Origin of the sequence: Kibdelosporangium banguiense, from assembly GCF_017876405.1 — a bacterium.
Classification (GTDB): Bacteria; Actinomycetota; Actinomycetes; order Mycobacteriales; family Pseudonocardiaceae; genus Kibdelosporangium; species Kibdelosporangium banguiense.
Genome location: NZ_JAGINW010000001.1, coordinates 4215998 through 4234081 on the forward strand (window position 1 = coordinate 4215998; position 18084 = coordinate 4234081).

Annotated in this window: 17 protein-coding genes; 10 read left to right on the plus strand and 7 right to left on the minus strand. The window is 66.9% G+C overall.

Annotated elements, in window-relative coordinates; translation table 11 throughout:
• Positions 1-179 precede the first annotated feature (179 nt).
• The 4 genes from gatC to gatB are packed head-to-tail and all read left to right on the plus strand — an operon-like array spanning position 180 to position 3683.
• Positions 180-479, plus strand: a complete 300-nt coding sequence (gene gatC, locus JOF56_RS19940) for an Asp-tRNA(Asn)/Glu-tRNA(Gln) amidotransferase subunit GatC (RefSeq protein ID WP_209640311.1) — start codon at positions 180-182, stop codon at positions 477-479.
• 14 nt (positions 480-493) lie between these two features.
• Positions 494-1993 carry an Asp-tRNA(Asn)/Glu-tRNA(Gln) amidotransferase subunit GatA gene (gene gatA / locus JOF56_RS19945; RefSeq protein ID WP_245379766.1) on the plus strand — a complete coding sequence of 500 codons (1500 nt, stop codon included), beginning with the start codon at positions 494-496 and terminating at the stop codon, positions 1991-1993.
• The gene (locus JOF56_RS19950) at positions 1990-2181 is read left to right on the plus strand and encodes a hypothetical protein (RefSeq protein ID WP_209640317.1); all 192 of its coding nucleotides are present in this window, start codon (positions 1990-1992) and stop codon (positions 2179-2181) included. Before gatA ends, JOF56_RS19950 begins: the two co-directional genes overlap by 4 nt.
• Positions 2178-3683, plus strand: a complete 1506-nt coding sequence (gatB, locus tag JOF56_RS19955) for an Asp-tRNA(Asn)/Glu-tRNA(Gln) amidotransferase subunit GatB (protein WP_209640320.1) — start codon at positions 2178-2180, stop codon at positions 3681-3683. Before JOF56_RS19950 ends, gatB begins: the two co-directional genes overlap by 4 nt.
• Before the next feature lie 79 nt (positions 3684-3762).
• On the opposite strand, the gene JOF56_RS19960 is transcribed toward gatB, so the two are convergent.
• Positions 3763-5313: an MDR family MFS transporter gene (locus tag JOF56_RS19960; protein ID WP_307855165.1), complete on the minus strand. Its 1551-nt coding sequence runs from the start codon at positions 5311-5313 to the stop codon at positions 3763-3765.
• Between the two features lie 100 nt (positions 5314-5413).
• Between JOF56_RS19960 and JOF56_RS19965 the strand changes: the two genes are divergently transcribed.
• A complete protein-coding gene (locus JOF56_RS19965) occupies positions 5414-5998 on the plus strand; it encodes a TetR/AcrR family transcriptional regulator (RefSeq protein ID WP_209640326.1) in 585 nt (194 codons plus the stop codon).
• Here the strand turns inward: JOF56_RS19965 and JOF56_RS19970 are convergent.
• Both JOF56_RS19970 and JOF56_RS19975 read right to left on the minus strand, forming a co-directional pair.
• Positions 5978-7165 carry a PQQ-dependent sugar dehydrogenase gene (locus tag JOF56_RS19970; RefSeq protein ID WP_307855166.1) on the minus strand — a complete coding sequence of 396 codons (1188 nt, stop codon included), beginning with the start codon at positions 7163-7165 and terminating at the stop codon, positions 5978-5980. The two genes, JOF56_RS19965 and JOF56_RS19970, sit on opposite strands and share 21 nt — an antisense overlap.
• A 10-nt stretch (positions 7166-7175) precedes the next feature.
• Positions 7176-8138, minus strand: coding sequence for an alpha/beta fold hydrolase (locus JOF56_RS19975; protein WP_209640329.1), 963 nt, complete (start codon positions 8136-8138; stop codon positions 7176-7178).
• Between the two features lie 58 nt (positions 8139-8196).
• Here JOF56_RS19975 and JOF56_RS19980 point away from each other — a divergent pair, with 58 nt between their 5' ends.
• Positions 8197-9111, plus strand: coding sequence for a 2-hydroxyacid dehydrogenase (locus JOF56_RS19980; RefSeq protein WP_307855167.1), 915 nt, complete (start codon positions 8197-8199; stop codon positions 9109-9111).
• Positions 9112-9160: 49 nt separating this feature from the next.
• Complete coding sequence (locus tag JOF56_RS19985; RefSeq protein WP_307855168.1) at positions 9161-9883, plus strand: DoxX family protein; 723 nt, start codon at positions 9161-9163, stop codon at positions 9881-9883.
• 236 nt (positions 9884-10119) lie between these two features.
• On the opposite strand, the gene JOF56_RS19990 is transcribed toward JOF56_RS19985, so the two are convergent.
• The 3 genes from JOF56_RS19990 to JOF56_RS20000 all read right to left on the minus strand — a co-directional run bounded on the left by JOF56_RS19990 (position 10120) and on the right by JOF56_RS20000 (position 13455).
• Entirely contained in the window at positions 10120-11064 is a 945-nt protein-coding gene (locus JOF56_RS19990) for a 2-hydroxyacid dehydrogenase (protein WP_209640332.1), read from the minus strand.
• Positions 11065-11126: 62 nt separating this feature from the next.
• Positions 11127-12968, minus strand: coding sequence for a dihydroxy-acid dehydratase (ilvD, locus tag JOF56_RS19995; RefSeq protein WP_209640335.1), 1842 nt, complete (start codon positions 12966-12968; stop codon positions 11127-11129).
• A gap of 43 nt (positions 12969-13011) precedes the next feature.
• Positions 13012-13455, minus strand: coding sequence for a PH domain-containing protein (locus JOF56_RS20000; protein WP_209640338.1), 444 nt, complete (start codon positions 13453-13455; stop codon positions 13012-13014).
• A 278-nt stretch (positions 13456-13733) separates the two neighbouring features.
• Here JOF56_RS20000 and JOF56_RS20005 point away from each other — a divergent pair, with 278 nt between their 5' ends.
• Genes JOF56_RS20005 through ilvC form a run of 3 tightly spaced genes read left to right on the plus strand, consistent with a single transcriptional unit; the run spans position 13734 to position 17170 of the window.
• Positions 13734-15572, plus strand: coding sequence for an acetolactate synthase large subunit (locus JOF56_RS20005; protein WP_209640342.1), 1839 nt, complete (start codon positions 13734-13736; stop codon positions 15570-15572).
• Between the two features lie 48 nt (positions 15573-15620).
• Positions 15621-16127: an acetolactate synthase small subunit gene (gene ilvN / locus JOF56_RS20010; protein ID WP_033380362.1), complete on the plus strand. Its 507-nt coding sequence runs from the start codon at positions 15621-15623 to the stop codon at positions 16125-16127.
• A gap of 29 nt (positions 16128-16156) precedes the next feature.
• Entirely contained in the window at positions 16157-17170 is a 1014-nt protein-coding gene (gene ilvC, locus JOF56_RS20015; protein ID WP_209640344.1) for a ketol-acid reductoisomerase, read from the plus strand.
• Between the two features lie 56 nt (positions 17171-17226).
• Here ilvC and JOF56_RS20020 read toward each other — a convergent pair whose 3' ends face one another.
• Positions 17227-18081 (minus strand): serine hydrolase, encoded by an 855-nt coding sequence (locus JOF56_RS20020; RefSeq protein WP_245378318.1) that lies wholly within the window; start codon positions 18079-18081, stop codon positions 17227-17229.
• Between the last annotated feature and the right edge of the window lie 3 nt (positions 18082-18084).

Consider the following 18084-nt stretch of genomic DNA (forward strand, 5'->3'; position numbering starts at 1 on the left):
GTCCGCACCGTGTTGCCGGGCGCCGATTCTCGCAGACCCGAGTGGGCACGAGCAGCACGCGTCCGAGTCGCGAGGGTTAAGAACTACGCATCGGCGGATAACCCGTTCGGGCCCCGGTCAACCCTCGCCATAGACTCACCAGGTCCCAGACGAAATGTAATCCCCCGGGGGTACGTGGAGTGCCAACCATCTCCCGCGACGAGGTCGCGCATCTGGCTCGGCTGGCCAGGCTGGCGGTGACGGAGCAAGAGCTGGACAAGTTCGCCGGCCAGCTCGATGTCATCCTTGAAGCCGTGGCCAAGGTGACCGAGGTCGCCAGCGAGAATGTGCCGCCGACCTCGCATGCCGTGCCGTTGACCAACGTCTTCCGTGAAGACGTCGTCCGCCCGGGACTGACCCAGCAGCAGGCGCTGGCAGCAGCTCCCGCGGCCGAGGACGGCCGGTTCCGCGTCCCGCGCATTCTCGGGGAGGAACAGTGAGCGACCTCACCCGGATGACCGCGGCCGAGCTGGCCGCGAAGATCCAGGCCAAGGAAGTCTCGGCGGTCGAGGTCACCCAGGCCCATCTGGACCGGATCGCCGATGTCGACCCGGCCGTGCACGCCTTCCTGCACGTCAGCACCGAGAGCGCGTTGTCGCAGGCACGCGCGGTGGACGAGGACATCGCGGCGGGCAACCAGCCCGCGTCGGCGCTGGCCGGTGTGCCTCTGGCGCTCAAGGACGTCGTCACCATGCAGGGCGCGCCCACGACCGTCGGCTCCAAGATGCTCGAGGGCTGGCAGCCGCCGTACGACGCGACGATCACCACGAAGATGCTCGAAGCCGGCATCGTGATTCTCGGCAAGACCAACATGGACGAGTTCGCGATGGGCTCGTCGACCGAGAACTCCGCGTACGGCGTGACCCACAACCCGTGGGACCTCGGCCGGATCCCGGGCGGTTCCGGCGGCGGTTCGTCGGCAGCGCTCGCCGCGTTCGAGGCGCCGTTGGCGATCGGCACCGACACGGGCGGTTCGATCCGTCAGCCCGGCGCGGTGACGGGCACTGTCGGTGTCAAACCGACTTACGGCGGTGTTTCGCGTTACGGCCTTGTTGCGTTCTCGTCGTCTCTCGACCAGGCCGGGCCGTGCGCTCGGACCGTGATGGACGCGGCGATGCTGCACGAGGTCATCGGCGGGCACGACCTGCTGGACGCGACCTCCATCAATCAGCCGGTCCCGGCTGTCGTGCAGGCGGTTCGTGAGGGCTCGCTCGGTGATCTGCGCGGCCTCAAGGTCGGTGTGGTCAAGGAGTTCTCCGGCAAGGGCTATGACGCCGGTGTGATGGTCTCGTTCAACGAGGCCGTCGAGCAATTGCGTGCATTGGGCGCGGAGATCATCGAGGTCTCCTGCCCGCATTTCACGTACGCCCTCTCGGCGTACTACCTGATTGCACCGAGTGAATGCTCTTCGAACCTCGCCCGATTCGACGCGATGCGCTATGGCATCCGGATCGGTGACGACGGGGAGCGCAGCGCCGAAGAGGTCATGTCACTGACCCGGGAGATCGGCTTCGGCCCCGAGGTCAAGCGCCGCATCATGATCGGCACATACGCCCTGTCCTCGGGTTACTACGACGCCTACTACGGCTCGGCGCAGAAGGTCCGCACGCTGATCAAGCAGGACTTCGAGGCCGCGTACGAGAAGGTGGACGTGCTCGTCTCGCCGACGACGCCGACCACGGCGTTCCCCATCGGCGAGCGCACCGACAACCCGATGGCGATGTATCTCGCCGACCTGTGCACGATTCCGGCGAGCCTGGCCGGGCATCCTGCTATGAGCGTGCCGAGCAGGTTGTCGGCGACCGACGGCCTCCCGGTCGGCCTGCAGATCATGGCCCCGGCCCTGCAGGAGACCAGGATGTACCGGGTCGCGGCGGCCTACGAGATGGCGCGCAACGATGCCGACGGCGGCCCGCTGATCAACCGGGTGCCCGAACTGGAGGTTGGACGATGAAGAAGATCCGTGGTGTCCTCGGCCTTGCGGGTTCGGTCTTCGGCGCGGTGAGTGCCGTGCAGGGCTTCCGCAACGCGCGCAAGGACAAGGACAAGCTGCTTCTGGTCAACGCCAGTGCCAGCATTCTCGTTGCGATCACCGGTGTGCTGCTGACCATCCGCGCTGTACGTAAGGACGAGCTGAAGTGACGGCTGACGCCGAGCTGATGGACTACGACGAGGTCATCTCGCGGTTCGACCCGGTGCTGGGGCTCGAAGTCCACGTGGAGCTCTCGACCAACACCAAGATGTTCTGCGGCTGCCCGGTGGCGTTCGGCGCGGAGCCCAACACCCAGGTCTGCCCCACCTGCCTGGGCCTGCCGGGCTCACTGCCGGTGGTCAACGAGATCGCGGTGGCCTCGGCGATGCGCATCGGCCTGGCGCTCAACTGCGAGATCGCCGAGTGGTGCCGCTTCGCCCGCAAGAACTACTTCTATCCGGACATGCCCAAGAACTTCCAGACCTCGCAGTACGACGAGCCGATCGCCTTCAACGGCTGGCTGGACGTCGAGCTGGAAGACGGAACCGTTGTGCGCGTGGAGATCGAGCGCGCGCACATGGAAGAGGACACCGGCAAGTCCCTGCACGTGGGCGGCGCGACCGGCCGAATCCATGGCGCCGAGCACTCGCTGCTGGACTACAACCGCGCCGGCGTGCCGCTGATCGAGATCGTCACCAAGATGATCCCCGACACTGGCGGCCGCGCGCCCGAGGTGGCCCGTGCGTACGTGTCCACCCTGCGGGACCTGTTGCGCGCCTTGGATGTTTCCGACGTCCGGATGGATCAGGGCTCGCTTCGCTGTGACGCCAACGTGTCCCTGATGCCCAAGGGCTCCTCGGAACTCGGCACCCGCACCGAGACGAAAAACGTCAACTCACTGCGCTCGGTCGAACGGGCAGTGCGCTACGAGATGACCCGTCAGGCCGCGATCCTGGCCGACGGCGGCAAAATCCGCCAGGAAACCCGCCACTTCGACGAGTCGAGCGGATCGACCTCGGCGGGGCGCGCGAAGGAGACTTCCGAGGACTACCGGTACTTCCCGGAGCCCGACCTGGTGCCGATCGCCCCCTCCCGCGAGTGGGTCGAAGAGCTGCGCAAGACGTTGCCGGAGATGCCTTCCGCGCGGCGCAAGCGAATCCAGACCGAGTGGAATCTGTCCGATTTGGAGCTCCGCGACCTGCTGAACGTGGGCGCGGTGGACGTCATCGCGGCAACCGTCGACGCAGGCGCGACCCCAGCCGAGGCCCGTGCCTGGTGGGTCAGCCACCTCGCCCAGGAAGCCAACACCCGCGGTGTCGAGCTGGGCGACCTGCCGATCACCCCGGTCCAGGTCGCCGAGGTCATCAAGCTGGTGAACTCCGGCGCCCTGACCAACAAGATGGCCCGCAAGGTCGTCGAGGGCGTACTCGCCGGCGAGGGCGAACCCGCTGACGTCGTGGAAAAGCACGGCCTCAAGGTGGTCTCCGACGACTCCGCCCTGATCGCCGCGGTCGACGAGGCCCTGGCCTCCCAGCCCGACGTGCTGGAAAAGATCCGCAGCGGCAAGGTCGCCGCGGCCGGCGCCATCGTCGGCGCCGTCATGAAGGCCACCAAGGGCCAGGCCGACGCCAAACGCGTCCGCGAACTGATCCTGGAACGCTCCAACGCCTGACAGCGCAAAGGGCTGACAGAAACTGAGACGGCTGTGCGGGCCACCTCCCGAAGGTGGCCCGCACAGCCGTTTTCTTCTTTCAGTCGGCCAGGACTGGGACTGGTTTGGTGTCCTTGGTGTCGCTGGAGGCGACGGTGAAATCGCGCAGTGGCTCGGACTTGACGAACCACGAGATCGCGAAGCCCAGGGCCAGGAAGACGGCGGCCAGGGTGAAGACGCCCTGGATTCCGTCGACCATGCCGCCGAGGTAGGCGTCCCGGACCGGGGTGGGCAGAGCCTCGATCATCTTGGGGCTCAGCTGGCCGCCGGTGCTGGTCAGCGAGGCGCCTGACGGGCCGAGTGCGGTGGTCAGGCTGTCGTGGATGCGGTTGGTGAAGATGGAGCCGAGGATGGCCACGCCGAGGGAGCCGCCGATGCTGCGGGCGAAGGTCGCCGTGCTGGTGGCCACGCCCAGGTCGCGCAGTCCGACGCTGTTCTGGGCGATCAGGTTCGTTGTGCCCATCAGGAAACCGAGCCCGGCGCCGACCACGACGATGTAGAGGCTTGAGGTGAACGAGCTGGTGGTCATGCCCAGCTGGGTGAGCAGGAAGGCGCCTACTGCCATCACGCCCATGCCGATGATCGGGAATGTGCGGTAGTGCCCCGTGCGGCTGGTGAGCTGGCCCGAGATGGTCGAGAAGACCAGGACTCCGGCCATCATCGGCAACAGCAGCAGTCCGCTGTTGGTCGCCGAGGCTCCTTGCACGATCTGCTGGTACTGCGGCAGGAAGCTGACCGCGCCGAACATCGCGAAGCCGGACATGAACGCGAGCACCGACGCCAGCGTGAAGTTCCGGATCTTGAACAGATGCAGCGGCAGGATCGGTTCCTCGACGCGGCGCTCGACCCAGACGAACACCGCGAGTGCGAGCACGGTCAGTGCACCGAGTCCGATGATCTGCCACGAATCCCATGCGTATTCCGTGCCGCCCCAGGTGGTCATCAGGACCAGGCTGGCGATGCCGACGGTCAGCAGGGCCGCACCCCAGTAGTCGATCACGGCTTTGCCGGTGCGCTTCGGCAAATGCAGCGTCAAACCGACGACCAATAGTGCGATTGCACCGAGGGGCAGGTTGACGTAGAACGCCCAGCGCCAGTCGAGATTGTCGGTGATGAACCCGCCGAGGAAGGGGCCGCCGACCATGGCGATCGGCATGACCGCCGCGAACATGCCCTGCATCTTGCCCCGATCCTTGGGGGCGACCATCTCGGCCATGATGGCCATTGCACCGACCATCAGACCGCCTGCACCGAGGCCTTGCAGGCCGCGGTACGCGATCAATTCGGTCATTGTGCTCGATGTGCCGGCGAGGGCGGAGCCCGCGAGGAAGACCACGATCGAGGCCATGAACATGCCTTTGCGGCCGTAGAGGTCGCTGAGCTTGCCCCAGATCGGGGTGGAGACCGCGGAGGCCAGGGTGTAGGCGGTGATCACCCAGGTGAAGTGGTTCAGCCCGCCCAGGTCTCCGACGATCGTGGGCATGGCCGTGCCCACGATCATGTTGTCGAGCATGGCTAGCAGGATCCCGATCATCAGGCCTGCGAAGATTGTGTACTGCTTGCGTTTCTTCTGCGGTTCTGTGCTGGTCACGGTATCCTCCCCAGTGGGCTTACTTGCCGTCCGGCTAGGTAACTTGCTAGCCGTACGGTAAGCTAACGCTAGCCGGTCGTCAAGTAAGTGGGAGAAAGTCATGGGCACGCGGTCGGACACCAGGGAAAAGATCCAGGACGTGGCCTTGGAACTGTTCGGCGAGCAGGGCTACGACAAGACCTCGTTGCGGGAGATCGCCGAGCATCTCGGCGTGACCAAGGCGGCGCTCTACTACCACTTCAAGACCAAGGAGGAGATCATCTCCAGCCTGCTGCAGGCCACCGGCGAGCGGATGGACGTGGTCGCGGCCTGGCTGGCCGACAAGCAGCCCACCCCGGAGACCCGGGCCGAGCTGCTGCGCCGCTACGCCGCGGCGGTGGTCTCCGACAGCGGCAGGCACTTCCGGCTGATGCGGCTGATGCAGGAGAACCAGCCCGCCCTGCGCGAGCTCGCCGCCGGAATGCGGGGCCAGGAGCGGTTGAAGGTCTTCTTCGAGTTCCTCGTCGAACCCGGCGCGCCCCTGGCCGACCAGTTGCGCGCCCGGCTTTCGTTCATGGTCCTGCACATGGGCATGTTCGCGCTGAAGGAGGCCGACGCGACCCAGGACGAGAAGCAGGCCGCCGCGCTGGAAGTCAGCCTCGGCCTGCTCGACCAGTTGGGCGGGTCAGTCCTTGGTGCCCAGTGAGCCCGACGGGACGATCGTGATCAGCACGGCCCGGTCGTCGCTGGAGACCGGCTTGCCGCCGTCCTTGTTCACCGTCCCGGCCAGGGCGTAGTTCGGGTTCAGCACGGCCATCGCGCCCAGCCGGCCGAACCCGTCCTTGTTCTCCATGGTGATCGTGGGCTTGGCGGTGATCACGCCTTCCGGGTTCAACGGCAGGTTCTGCAGGTTGCCCGCGGTGGACGTGGCCACCATCAGCAGGGAGGACACCAGCACACAGCCGGCCACGCCGGGTTTGTCGGGCCAGGTCCACGCCGGATTGCCAAGAGGCTTGCCGGGGGCCACGCGGTAGATCACGTCCCGCGTCGGCGTCCGGTCGGTCACCCAGGGCCGGCCGTCGATGCCCAGGCATACGCCGGCGGGCGTGCTGAAACCGGCGGCGATGACGGGCGAGCTCGGGTCGGGGTTGTCCTTGGCCGGTTTCCCGGTCACGTCGATGCGCAAAAGCTTGCCCGCCAACGACTTCGGGTCGGCCGCGAGAGCCGGGTTGCCGGCGTCGCCAGTGGCCAGCAGCAAGGCGCCGCCGCGATCCCGGGTCAGCGCGCCCCGGTTGCCGGACGTGCCGCGCGGGATTCCAGTCAGTACAGGCTTCGGTGTGTCACCTGCGGTGAAACGGACGAGCCGGTTGTCGGTCGGGGTCGTGATGTACGCGTAGACCAGCTGGTCCTCGGCGTAGCTGGGCGACAGGGCGAGTCCGGTCAGCCCGGCGCCGGTGCTCGCGTCGACCGGGAGTTGCGTCACTTTGACCGGGTCGGCACCGTGCTTGACCTGCCACACAATGCCGGACTTGCGTTCGCCCGCCAGGCCCGCAGGCGGATCGCTGCCGGCGAAGGGCGCTACGGCGTCGATGGTGTCCATGCACGTGCCGACAACGGCCGGGTTGAAGTCCTTGCACCCCTGCGGTGGCGGGATGTCGCCCTGTGGACGGCCACTGCCGCCCTGGTCGCTTCCGCCACCACCGTTGCCGCTGCCAGTACCGCCACCACCCGAGTTCGGGCCGGACTCCGGCTCGAGCTGAGGCTGTGAGGTCCAGCTCGCGGGCGGTGGCTGCTCGGCGAACGAGACGCAGCCGCTGAGTGCGAGGCCGGCCGCCACGCAACACGCGGCCAGCCGCCAACCAGAACGAGACACGCTTGCCAGGTTAGGAACGAAGCCGTGAACCGTAGGTAAGCGCAGGCGGGATCAGTGCGTCGATCGGATCCCGGGCGGGCGGTCTGGCCAGTTCACGGGCCCTTTCCACGGCCTTGACCCGGCGGATCAGCAGCGTCAGCTCCTGCACGATCACATCCGGGGCCTCCAGCGGCAGGAAGTGGCTTGTCGGCAGGATCCGCACGCGGGCCTGCGGCAGCATCGATACGGGCTTCGTGGCTCGCTCCGGCGACGCCAGCAGGTCGTACTGACCGGCCAGGACGGTGATCGGGCAGGTCAGGCCGCGAAGTTCACGTGCTGGGATCGAGCCGACAGCCAGGGCGAGGGTGAAGTACCAGCGCCAGTCGTGCTGTGTGAACCGTCGCAGTGTCGCCACGACGGTTTTGACGTCCGCACCGGGGAGCATGAGCCCACTGTGCTGCGCCAGCGTCGCCGTGAATGTGTTCACCGGCACGTGGTGCAGTACTGCGTCGACCACCGGTGCAATCGCGCGCAGTGCGTGAGTTCCGGTCAGTGCAATCGCGCGACGAACCACGGCAGGGATGCCAAACGCACTGAACATCGCACCGAACAGATCACCGGGCACACCTGCGGCGAACAGCAGTCCGGACACCCGTTCGGGATGACGGCGCGCGAGCTCCGCGGCCACCATCACGCCGACAGACCAGCCCATCACCACACAGCGGCGCACCCCGGCCGCGTCCAGCACCGCCAGTGCGTCGGCGACGTGATCGGCCAGCTCGATCCGGCTTTCGTCCTCCGGTCTCGCCGAGCCCATCGTGCCGCGGTGATACCAGGACAACACCCGTACGCCTGCCGAGGGCAACAACAGCGCGGGCCACACTTCCGGCGTCGTGCCGAGACCCGGGCACAGCAGGACCGTCGGGCCCGCGTTGTCCGTGCGCCAGCCACGAATCCTCGTGCCGTCGGCCGAGGTCACGTCGTGTTCGTGCATCGCCGCTGAGTCTGCCCTAGTCAGGCACAGCAGATCGACACCACCTACTGTTGTTTGCGTGCCGATCACCGTTCTGGTACCTGACGATCACGGAATGTCGGTCCTCGGCAGGCTCGAGGGCGTGCGGCTGGTGCGTTTCGACGTTGGCGAACCTCTGCCACCGGGCGCCGAGGAAGCCGAGGTGCTGATCCCTGGATTCCAGGCGGGCAGCCGGGCCCTCCCGTTGGTGGCGCAACTGCCGAAACTGCGGCTGGTCCAACTGCTGTCGGCCGGCGCGGAGAGCTGGATCGGCAAACTGCCGGACGGGGTCATGCTGGCCAACTGCCGCGGTGCGCACGGCGGCAGCACGGCCGAGTGGGTCGTCGCCGCGCTGCTGTCGATCTACCGGGAGATGCGGGAGTTCGACCAGGCGCAGGCCGAGCGCCGCTGGGCATTGCACCTGACCGACACACTGCAGGGCAAGAACGTCCTTGTGATCGGCGCGGGTGATCTCGGAAATCAGCTCAAGCGCAGGCTGGAACCGTTCGGCACAAATGTCACACTGGTCGGCACCACGGCCCGGGAAGACGTTCGCGGTGTGGACGAACTGCCGGAACTACTAGGTCACTACGACGCGGTCGTTCTGATGGTGCCCGTTACCGCGAAAACCACCGGAATGGTGGATCCGAATTTCTTGTCCCGCATGCGGGACGGGGCCGTGCTGGTGAACGCGGCACGTGGATCAATCGTCGACACTGACGCGTTGCTCGCAGAACTGAACTCCGGCCGGTTGCGAGCCGCGCTCGACGTCACCGACCCCGAGCCGCTGCCCCCGGATCATCCATTGTGGACGGCCCCTGGCCTGCTGCTCACCCCGCACGTCGCCGGAACGTGCCGCGGCAACTTCGACCGCGCTTACGGCGTTGCGGCCAGAGAGATCGCGTTGTTCGCCGCGGGCGGGAAACCGGAGAATCTGGTGGGCGGAGCGTATTGAGTAAAAGTTTTTAGAGCGTTTCGAAGCGCCATCGCCTAGCCTACGCACCGTGAGTACCGACGACGACCGCTCGACCACCGCGGGCGGCTACCCAGGGATGTATTCCACGGGCGGCGACAGCTACTCCGGCTCGCACCGGATGGCCGAGCCGTCGGACAGCGACTACGGCCGGTATGACGACTCCGACCGGTACGACGATTCCGGTTACTCGAGTTCGTCCACGACAACGGTGCTGTCCAGACCGGATGCCGAGGACACCGGCCGCACGCGGCCGGCCTACGCCTGGCACGGCGGGCTCGACTTCGCCCTGCTGGTGATGCGCTTGGTCATCGGTGGCACCTTCGTTGTGCACAGCCTGCAGAAACTCTTCGGCCTGTGGGGCGGGCCCGGCATCGACGGGTTCGCCCGTTTCCTGGGAACACAGGGTTTCTCCCAGGGAACTCTGCTCAGCTGGGTGACCGGGATCTCCGAGCTTGTCGGCGGCACCCTGCTCGTGATCGGCCTCTTCACCCCGATCGGCGCGGCCGCGGTGCTCGGCGTGATGGCGAACGTGATCTATCTGAAGTGGGGCAACGGCTTCTTCAACCCGCCCCAGGGCTTCGAATGGGAAGCAGCGGTGGCGACCGGCGCCTTCGCCCTGCTGTTCACCGGTCCAGGCCGAATCTCCCTGGACCGCCCGACCCCTTGGGGCCGCCGCCCGGTCCCCCTCGGCCTCTTCATGCTCATCGTCGCCGCCGGCCTAAGCGTGGTCACCCTCGTCGTGTTCCGCTGACCCAGCGACAGAACAGGGGCGATGGAACGAACAGTTCCGTCGCCCCTTTCCATGTATCGGGCATGGGCCTTGGCCCCCGGTTTCCAGCCTATCGCTGGGGTCTGACAGAAAGTGATGACGGCGGGCAGCTTCAGGGAGGTTGTCCACAGGCATTGGGTTGTCCACACCAGGGATCTCGGCGGCGCCTTTCTGTCACAGCCTGACCGTAGGCTGGATTCCGGAGGCCGGACCCCGTCTCAGGAATCGATGACCTCGGGGTTGACCAGGCCGCGGGGACGCTTGCCCGTCACTCCGTTAAGCAGGTTCTCCACGGCGAAAAGGCCCATGGCCGCGCGGGTTTCGGCGGTCGCGCTGCCCAGGTGGGGGAGCAGGGTCACGTTGTCCAGGTCCAGCAGGGACTTTTCCACTTCGGGTTCGCGTTCGAAGACGTCGAGCCCGGCAGCGAAGATCTCGCCGGCGCGCAGAGCTGAAGCCAGGGCCGCCTCGTCCACCAGTGGTCCACGCGCGGTGTTGACGAGTACTGCAGTGGGCTTCATCTGACGGAATACGTTGGCGTTGAACAGATGCCGGGTCTCCGGGGTCAGGGGCGCGTGGATCGAGACCACGTCCGACTCCGCGATCAATGTGTCGAACGATACGCCGCCGGATCGTGAATTGTGGATCACGCGCATGCCGAAACCGGTGGCGCGGCGTGCGGTTGCCTGGCCGATCCGGCCGTGGCCGACTATGCCGAGTGTTCTGCCGTACAGGTCGTGGCCGAGCATCATCTTCGGGCCCCAGATCCATGGCGTGCCGGTGCGCAGGAACCGGTCACCTTCGGCGACTCGGCGCACGCACGCCAGGATCAGAGACCAGGCGAGGTCCGCGGTCGCCTCGGTCAGGACGTCCGGTGTGTTGGCGACGAGGATGCCGCGGCGAGTGCACTCGGCCACGTCGATGTTGTCGTAGCCGACGGCGTGGTTGGCCACGATTTTCAGTTGAGGGCCGGCCGCGTCGAGCAGTTCGGCGTCCACCCGGTCGGACACCATGGTCAGCAGACCGTCCTTGTCCTTGGCGCGCTTGAGGAATTCGTCGCGGCCGATGGCCTCGGGCGGACCGGTGTACACGTCGAGATCGCAATGACCCTGCAGCGCGTTCATTGCTTCGTCGACCATCGCGCGGGTGACTAGGACGGCAGGCACGCCGACGACGATAACCCAGACTCCGCCTACCCCTGCACGAGAGCAGGGGTAGGCGGACGCTGTTACGGGATGCGGCGGACCGCACCGGTTGAGGCGTCGGTTGCCATGTGGGCGTAGGCTCGCAGGGCTGTGGTGACGGGGCGGTCGCGGTCCGCCGGTTGCCAGGGGCGTTCGCTGGACTCCATTTTGGCGCGTCGCTCCGCCAGGATCTCGTCTGAGACCAGCAGTTCAAGGGTTCGGGTGGTGACGTCGATCAGGATCTGGTCGCCGTCCTGCACCAGGCCGATCGTGCCGCCGCCCGCCGCTTCGGGGGAGATGTGGCCGACCGAGAGGCCTGACGAGCCACCGGAGAAGCGGCCGTCGGTGATCAGGGCGCACTTCTTGCCCAGGCCCGCACCTTTCAGGAACGCCGTGGGGTGCAGCATTTCCTGCATTCCCGGGCCGCCTGCCGGCCCTTCGTAGCGCACCACGAGCACGTCGCCGGGCTGGATCTGCTTGGTCAGGATCACCGAGACCGCCTGCTCCTGGCTTTCCACCACACGCGCCGGGCCCTGGAAACGGAACAGCGACGGGTCGATGCCCGCGGACTTGATGACCGCGCCGTTCTCAGCCAAGTTGCCGCGCAGCACGGCGAGGCCGCCGTCGGCTGTGTAGGCGTGTGCGGCGTCGCGGATGCAGCCTTCGGAGGCGTCGGTGTCCAAGGAGGACCAGCGGTTGGTCGTCGAGAAGGCCTCAGTGGTGCGCACTCCGCCCGGTGCGGCGTGGAACAGTTCGATCGCCGCGTCCGAAGTCGAGCCTGATCGGATGTCCCACTCGGCGAGCCACGAGGACAGATCCGGGGAATGCACCGAGTGGACGTCCCGATTGAGCAGTCCTGCTCGGTCCAATTCGCCGAGGATGGCCGGGATTCCACCGGCCCGGTGCACGTCCTCCATGTGGTAGTCGGAGTTCGGCGAGACCTTCGACAGGCAGGGCACGCGCCGGCTGATCTCGTCGATGTCCGACAGGGTGAAGCCGACCTCGCCTTCCTGGGCCGCCGCCAGGATGTGCAACACCGTGTTCGTCGAGCCGCCCATGGCCATGTCCAGCGCCATCGCGTTCTCGAAGGCCTTACGGGAGGCAATCGAGCGAGGCAGCACGGAATCGTCGTCCGAGCCGTACCAACGGCGGCAGAGCTCGACGACAGTCGTACCCGCGGCGGAGAAAAGGTCGCGGCGGGCGGCGTGTGTGGCAAGGGTGGAGCCGTTGCCCGGCAGCGCCAGGCCGAGCGCCTCGGTCAGGCAGTTCATCGAGTTGGCCGTGAACATCCCGGAGCACGAGCCGCACGTCGGGCACGCCGAACGCTCCACAATGGACAGCCCGTCCTCGTCGACGGCCGGGTTGGCCGACGCGGCGATCGCGGTGATCAGATCCGTCGGCGCCTGGGCGACGCCGTCCACGATGACCGCCTTACCCGCTTCCATCGGCCCGCCGGACACGAACACGGTCGGGATGTTCAGCCGCATCGCCGCGTTGAGCATCCCCGGCGTGATCTTGTCGCAGTTGGAGATGCACACCAGCGCGTCCGCCTGGTGGGCATTCACCATGTACTCCACCGAATCGGCGATGATCTCGCGGGACGGCAGCGAGTACAGCATCCCGCTGTGTCCCATCGCGATACCGTCGTCCACCGCGATCGTGTGGAACTCCCGCGCCACACCACCGGCTTCGCGAATCGAGGAGGCCACGATGTCGCCGAGATCACGCAGGTGCACGTGACCGGGAACGAACTGGGTGTAGGAGTTGGCAATCGCCACAATCGGCTTGCCGAAGTCGGAATCCGTCATGCCGGTCGCACGCCAGAGTGCGCGTGCTCCGGCCGCGTTACGGCCGTGGGTGGTCGTGCGCGAGCGCAACTGGGGCATCGCCCCTCCAGATCAAGTCACTCTCAGTGGGAACAACGCGAGATTACCCGCGTTCAGGGGCCTGCCCGGAGTCGTCCGGTGTGGCCGGAGGTTCCTCGGAGGCGTTCGCGTCGGCGGTTTCGGCCGGGTCGGGGATACGCCCGTTGCTGACGCTGGAAAGCAAGGACAAGTGTCGCAGCCGGACACCGGGCAGCCGGGTCACGGTCTCGTCCGTGCCCACTGCGGACACTCGTCCGTGATCAAGTTTCAGGGACGCCAACTGGTCCCACTGCAGTGACCGGCTGGTGAACCAGGTGCGCGCGGTCAGGCCCGTCGCGTCCGCTGTCGTCCGGTGGCGCACCACCCACACCACGATCACGATCGGTACCAAGTAGATCGCGTACAACCCGGGTGCGGCGAAGGCGAACGGTGTCGCGGCCACCGCGAGCAGCAGCGGCGCGAGGAGGGCGGTCGGCGGAGTCCGGAAGACGACCTTGCTTACGGTCACGCATCGATGGTGCACCTTCGGCGGTGACAGCGCGGAGCCGGGTCCCCCGGATGGGTCCACTATCCGGGAACAGCGTCCCGTAGATTTGACGCACGCGCACAACCCGCACTACGGTCGGCTGTATGTTCAACCCGATTGGTCTCGTACTTCCCAAGCGCGTCGACGCTTAGGAGCAACAGACTCGTCGACGCGCGACCCTCGTGCGACCCATCCGGTCGGCGGGGGTTTTTTCGTGTCCGGACCCCTACCCGACCACCAGACCCACGAGGCAGAAACCGATGACCAGCGCTACATCGCGACCCGCCGCGAAACCCGGGGCGCCAGGACCATCCCCGGCCAACCGTCCGAAACCAGCGCCGCCCTCCGGTGCCCCGGTGCGTGTCACCGGCGCCCAGTCGCTGGTCCGTTCGCTCGAGGCAGTCGGTTGCGAGGTGGTCTTCGGCATTCCCGGGGGAACCATCCTGCCGGCGTACGACCCGCTGCTCGACTCGACCAAGGTGCGTCACGTCCTGGTCCGTCATGAGCAGGGCGCAGGCCACGCGGCCACCGGATACGCGCAGGCCACGGGCAAGGTCGGCGTCTGCATGGCCACCAGTGGCCCGGGCGCGACGAACCTTGTCACCCCCTTGGCCGACGCCAACATGGACTCGGTCCCGGTCGTGGCCATCACCGGCCAGCAGACCCGGGCCCTGATCGGTACGGACGCCTTCCAGGAGGCGGACATCTGCGGCATCACGCTGCCGATCACCAAGCACAACTTCCTCGTCACCGATCCGGCGGAGATCCCGCGGACGATCGCCGAGGCGTTCCACCTCGCCGCCACCGGCCGACCCGGCCCGGTGCTGGTGGACATCCCCAAGGACGTGCTGCAGGAGACCACCTCCTTCTCCTGGCCGCCCGAGATCCACCTGCCTGGCTACCGGCCGACGACCCGGCCGCACGGCAAGCAGGTGCGCGAGGCCGCGAAGCTGATCGCGGCGGCCCGCCGTCCGGTGCTCTACGTCGGTGGCGGCGTGATCAAGGCACAGGCCTCGGCCGAGCTGCTCAGGCTGGCCGAGCTGACCAACATCCCGGTGGTCACCACGCTGATGGCGCGGGGTGCGTTCCCGGACTCGCACCCGCAGCACCTCGGCATGCCCGGTATGCACGGATCGGTGGCGGCAGTGGGCTGCCTGCAGCGATCCGACCTGATCATCGCGCTCGGCGCCCGGTTCGACGACCGGGTGACGGGCAAGCTCGAGTCGTTCGCGCCGGACGCCTCGATCGTGCACGCGGACATCGACCCGGCGGAGATCTCCAAGAACCGCAAGGCCGACGTGCCGATCGTCGGGGACTGCAAGGAGATCATCACCGAGCTGATCACCGCGGTGCAGGCCGAGCTGGAGCGCGCCAAGGCCGACCTGACGCCGTGGTGGGCGCAGGTCAACAGCTGGCGCGAGACGTTCCCGGCCGGGTACGAGTGGCCCTCGGACGGCACGTTGTCGCCGCAGTACGTCATCGAGCGGATCGGCCAGCTCGTCGGCCCGGACGCGATCTACACCGCGGGTGTCGGCCAGCACCAGATGTGGGCCGCGCAGTTCGTGAAGTACGAGAAGCCGATGAGCTGGATCAACTCCGGTGGCCTCGGCACGATGGGCTTCGCCGTGCCCGCCGCGATGGGCGCCAAGTTCGGCATGCCGGACAAGGAAGTCTGGGCCATCGACGGCGACGGCTGCTTCCAGATGACCAACCAGGAGCTGGCGACCTGCGCCATCGAGGGCGCGCCGATCAAGGTCGCGGTGATCAACAACGGCAACCTGGGCATGGTCCGGCAATGGCAGAACCTGTTCTACTCCGAGCGGTACTCCAACACCGACCTGGGCACCCACAAGCACCGCATCCCGGACTTCACACTGCTGGCCGAGGCGCTGGGCTGCGCGGGCCTGCGATGTGACACAAAGGACGGTGTGGACGCGGTCATCCAGCGGGCACTGGAGATCAACGACCGGCCGGTCGTGATCGACTTCGTGGTCGGCAAGGACGCGCAGGTGTGGCCGATGGTCGCGGCGGGCACCGGCAACGACGAGATCATGGCCGCCCGCGGCATCCGCCCACTGTTCGACGAAGATGAAATCTAGCGTTGGCGGCCGGAGCCGCGAGGATCGCAACGACGAGGATGAGATCTGATGTCCACGCACACTCTGAGCGTTCTAGTCGAGAACAAGCCCGGTGTCCTTGCCCGGGTCGCCGGGCTGTTCTCCCGGCGTGGCTTCAACATCGAGTCGCTCGCGGTCGGCCCGACCGAGCATCCGGACGTGTCCAGGATGACGATCGTGGTCGCGGTCGACGAGCTGCCACTCGAACAGGTGACAAAACAGCTCAACAAACTGGTGAACGTCATCAAGATCGTCGAGCTCGAGCCGAGTTCGGCGGTCCAGCGGGAACTGCTGCTGGTCAAGGTCCGGGCCGACGCCACCGTGCGCAGCCAGGTCCTGGAGACCGTGCAGCTGTTCCGCGCCAAGGTGGTCGACGTCTCACCGGAGGCGCTGACCATCGAGGCGACCGGCACCGCGGACAAGATCGAGGCACTGCGCCGGATGCTCGAGCCCTACGGGGTGCGTGAGATGGTGCAGTCCGGCATGGTCGCCATCGGCCGCGGGCCCCGTTCGATCACCGCGACCGCGGTGCGCTGATTTCCGACAGGCTGACAAGGAAGAATTACATGAGTGTCGAGATCTTTTACGACGATGACGCCGACCTCGGTGTACTGCAGGACAAGAAGGTCGCGGTCATCGGATACGGCAGCCAGGGCCACGCGCACGCGCTGAGCCTGCGCGACTCGGGCGTGGACGTGCGCATCGGCCTGCAGCCGGGCTCGAAGTCCCGGGCGAAGGCCGAGGAGCAGGGCCTGCGCGTGCTGACCCCGGCCGAGGCCTCGGCCGAGGCGGACATCGTGATGCTGCTGGCGCCGGACACCAAGCAGAAGAAGATCTACGACGAGGAGATCGCGCCGAACCTGCAGGCAGGCAACGCGATCGCCTTCGGGCACGGCTTCAACATCCGCTACGGCCTGATCCAGCCGTCGGCCGACATCGACGTGTTCATGATCGCGCCGAAGGGCCCGGGTCACCTGGTCCGCCGCCAGTTCGTCGACGGCAAAGGCGTGCCCTGCCTGATCGCGATCGAGCAGGACGCCAGTGGCAACGCGCAGGCCCTCGCGCTGGCGTACGCCAAGGGCATCGGCGGCAGCCGGGCCGGCGTCATCAAGACGACCTTCAAGGAAGAGACCGAGACGGACCTCTTCGGCGAGCAGGCCGTGCTCTGCGGTGGCGCGTCCGCGTTGGTGCAGAACGGTTTCGAGGTGCTGACCGAGGCCGGCTACGCGCCGGAGATCGCGTACTTCGAGGTCCTGCACGAGCTCAAGCTGATCGTGGACCTGATGTACGAGGGCGGCATCGCCCGGATGCGTTACTCGGTCTCCGACACGGCTGAGTACGGCGACGTCACCCGCGGCCCGCGCGTGATCAACCCGGCCGTGAAGGAAGAAATGCGCAAGATCCTGGGCGAGATCCAGGACGGCACGTTCGCCAAGGAATGGGTGGCCGAGGACGCTTCTGGCCGTGCGAACTTCCAGAAGCTGCAGGCCGAGGGCGAGCAGCACCCGATCGAGGAAGTGGGCCGCAAACTGCGTGGCCTGATGTCCTGGGTCGACCGGCCGTTGACCGACACCGCCTGATCTCTTTCCCTGGAATGCCCCCTCGGGAGATCACTCCTGAGGGGGCATTCGATTTCTCAGCGGAAGTAGCCGTCGAACATGATCCGGCTTATCCCGGTCGTGGTTTCCATACCCACGATGTCGCCGTTGTCGACCACCTGGGTGTTGTTCATGATGGCGAGGGTGTAGCGCTCGCCGGGGCCGACAAAGCCCACCGAGTTCACCAGCCACGAGCCGTCTTCGTTGTCGTCGGCCCAGCCGTTCTTGTTGCCCGGCCGGGCGGCGGGACCGGCTCCCCAGACGCCCCACTGCTGGTTGACGTCGACCGAACGCATCTCGTTGACGATGTAGTCGCGGTGCGCGGCCGGGAGTTTGGTCAGCACGAAGTTCATCAGCCGGTCGAGGTCGTCGGCCGTGGTGAGAATCCAGCCCCAGTGATGTGGATGCTCGTCGGTGAATCGCATGTCGGTCATCCCGTAAGCGGGAAAGCGGGTCGCGAAGTCCTCGCCGCCGTAGCGATTCCACAGCGTGTGGGCCGCGTTGTTGTCGCTGGAGTTCAGCATCAGGTGCATCAGGTTGCGGTCCTCGGCCGTCAGCGTGATGACACCGGCGTCGTTACGCAGCAGCAGATCCACCACCATGGCGAGTTTGGGGGTGGAACACGCCCAGACAAGTGTGTCCGAATGGGTGCTGCGCCAGACCGCGCCGGTTTTGCGGTCCCGGACGACAATTCCGGCGAAACCGGGGCGGCTTTCGGCATAGGCGTTCGCCTGGACGATGCGTTTGAGCAGTTTCGGGTCGAAATGGCCTTTGTAGGACGCTGATTCCGCGGCGGTGGCAGGGGTGGCGCCGGCCGCCGGAACGGTTAATGGGAGGGAGCAGGCGGCCACGAGAAGGGCGGCCCCGATCACTCGTTTGTTGATCATGCTCATGAC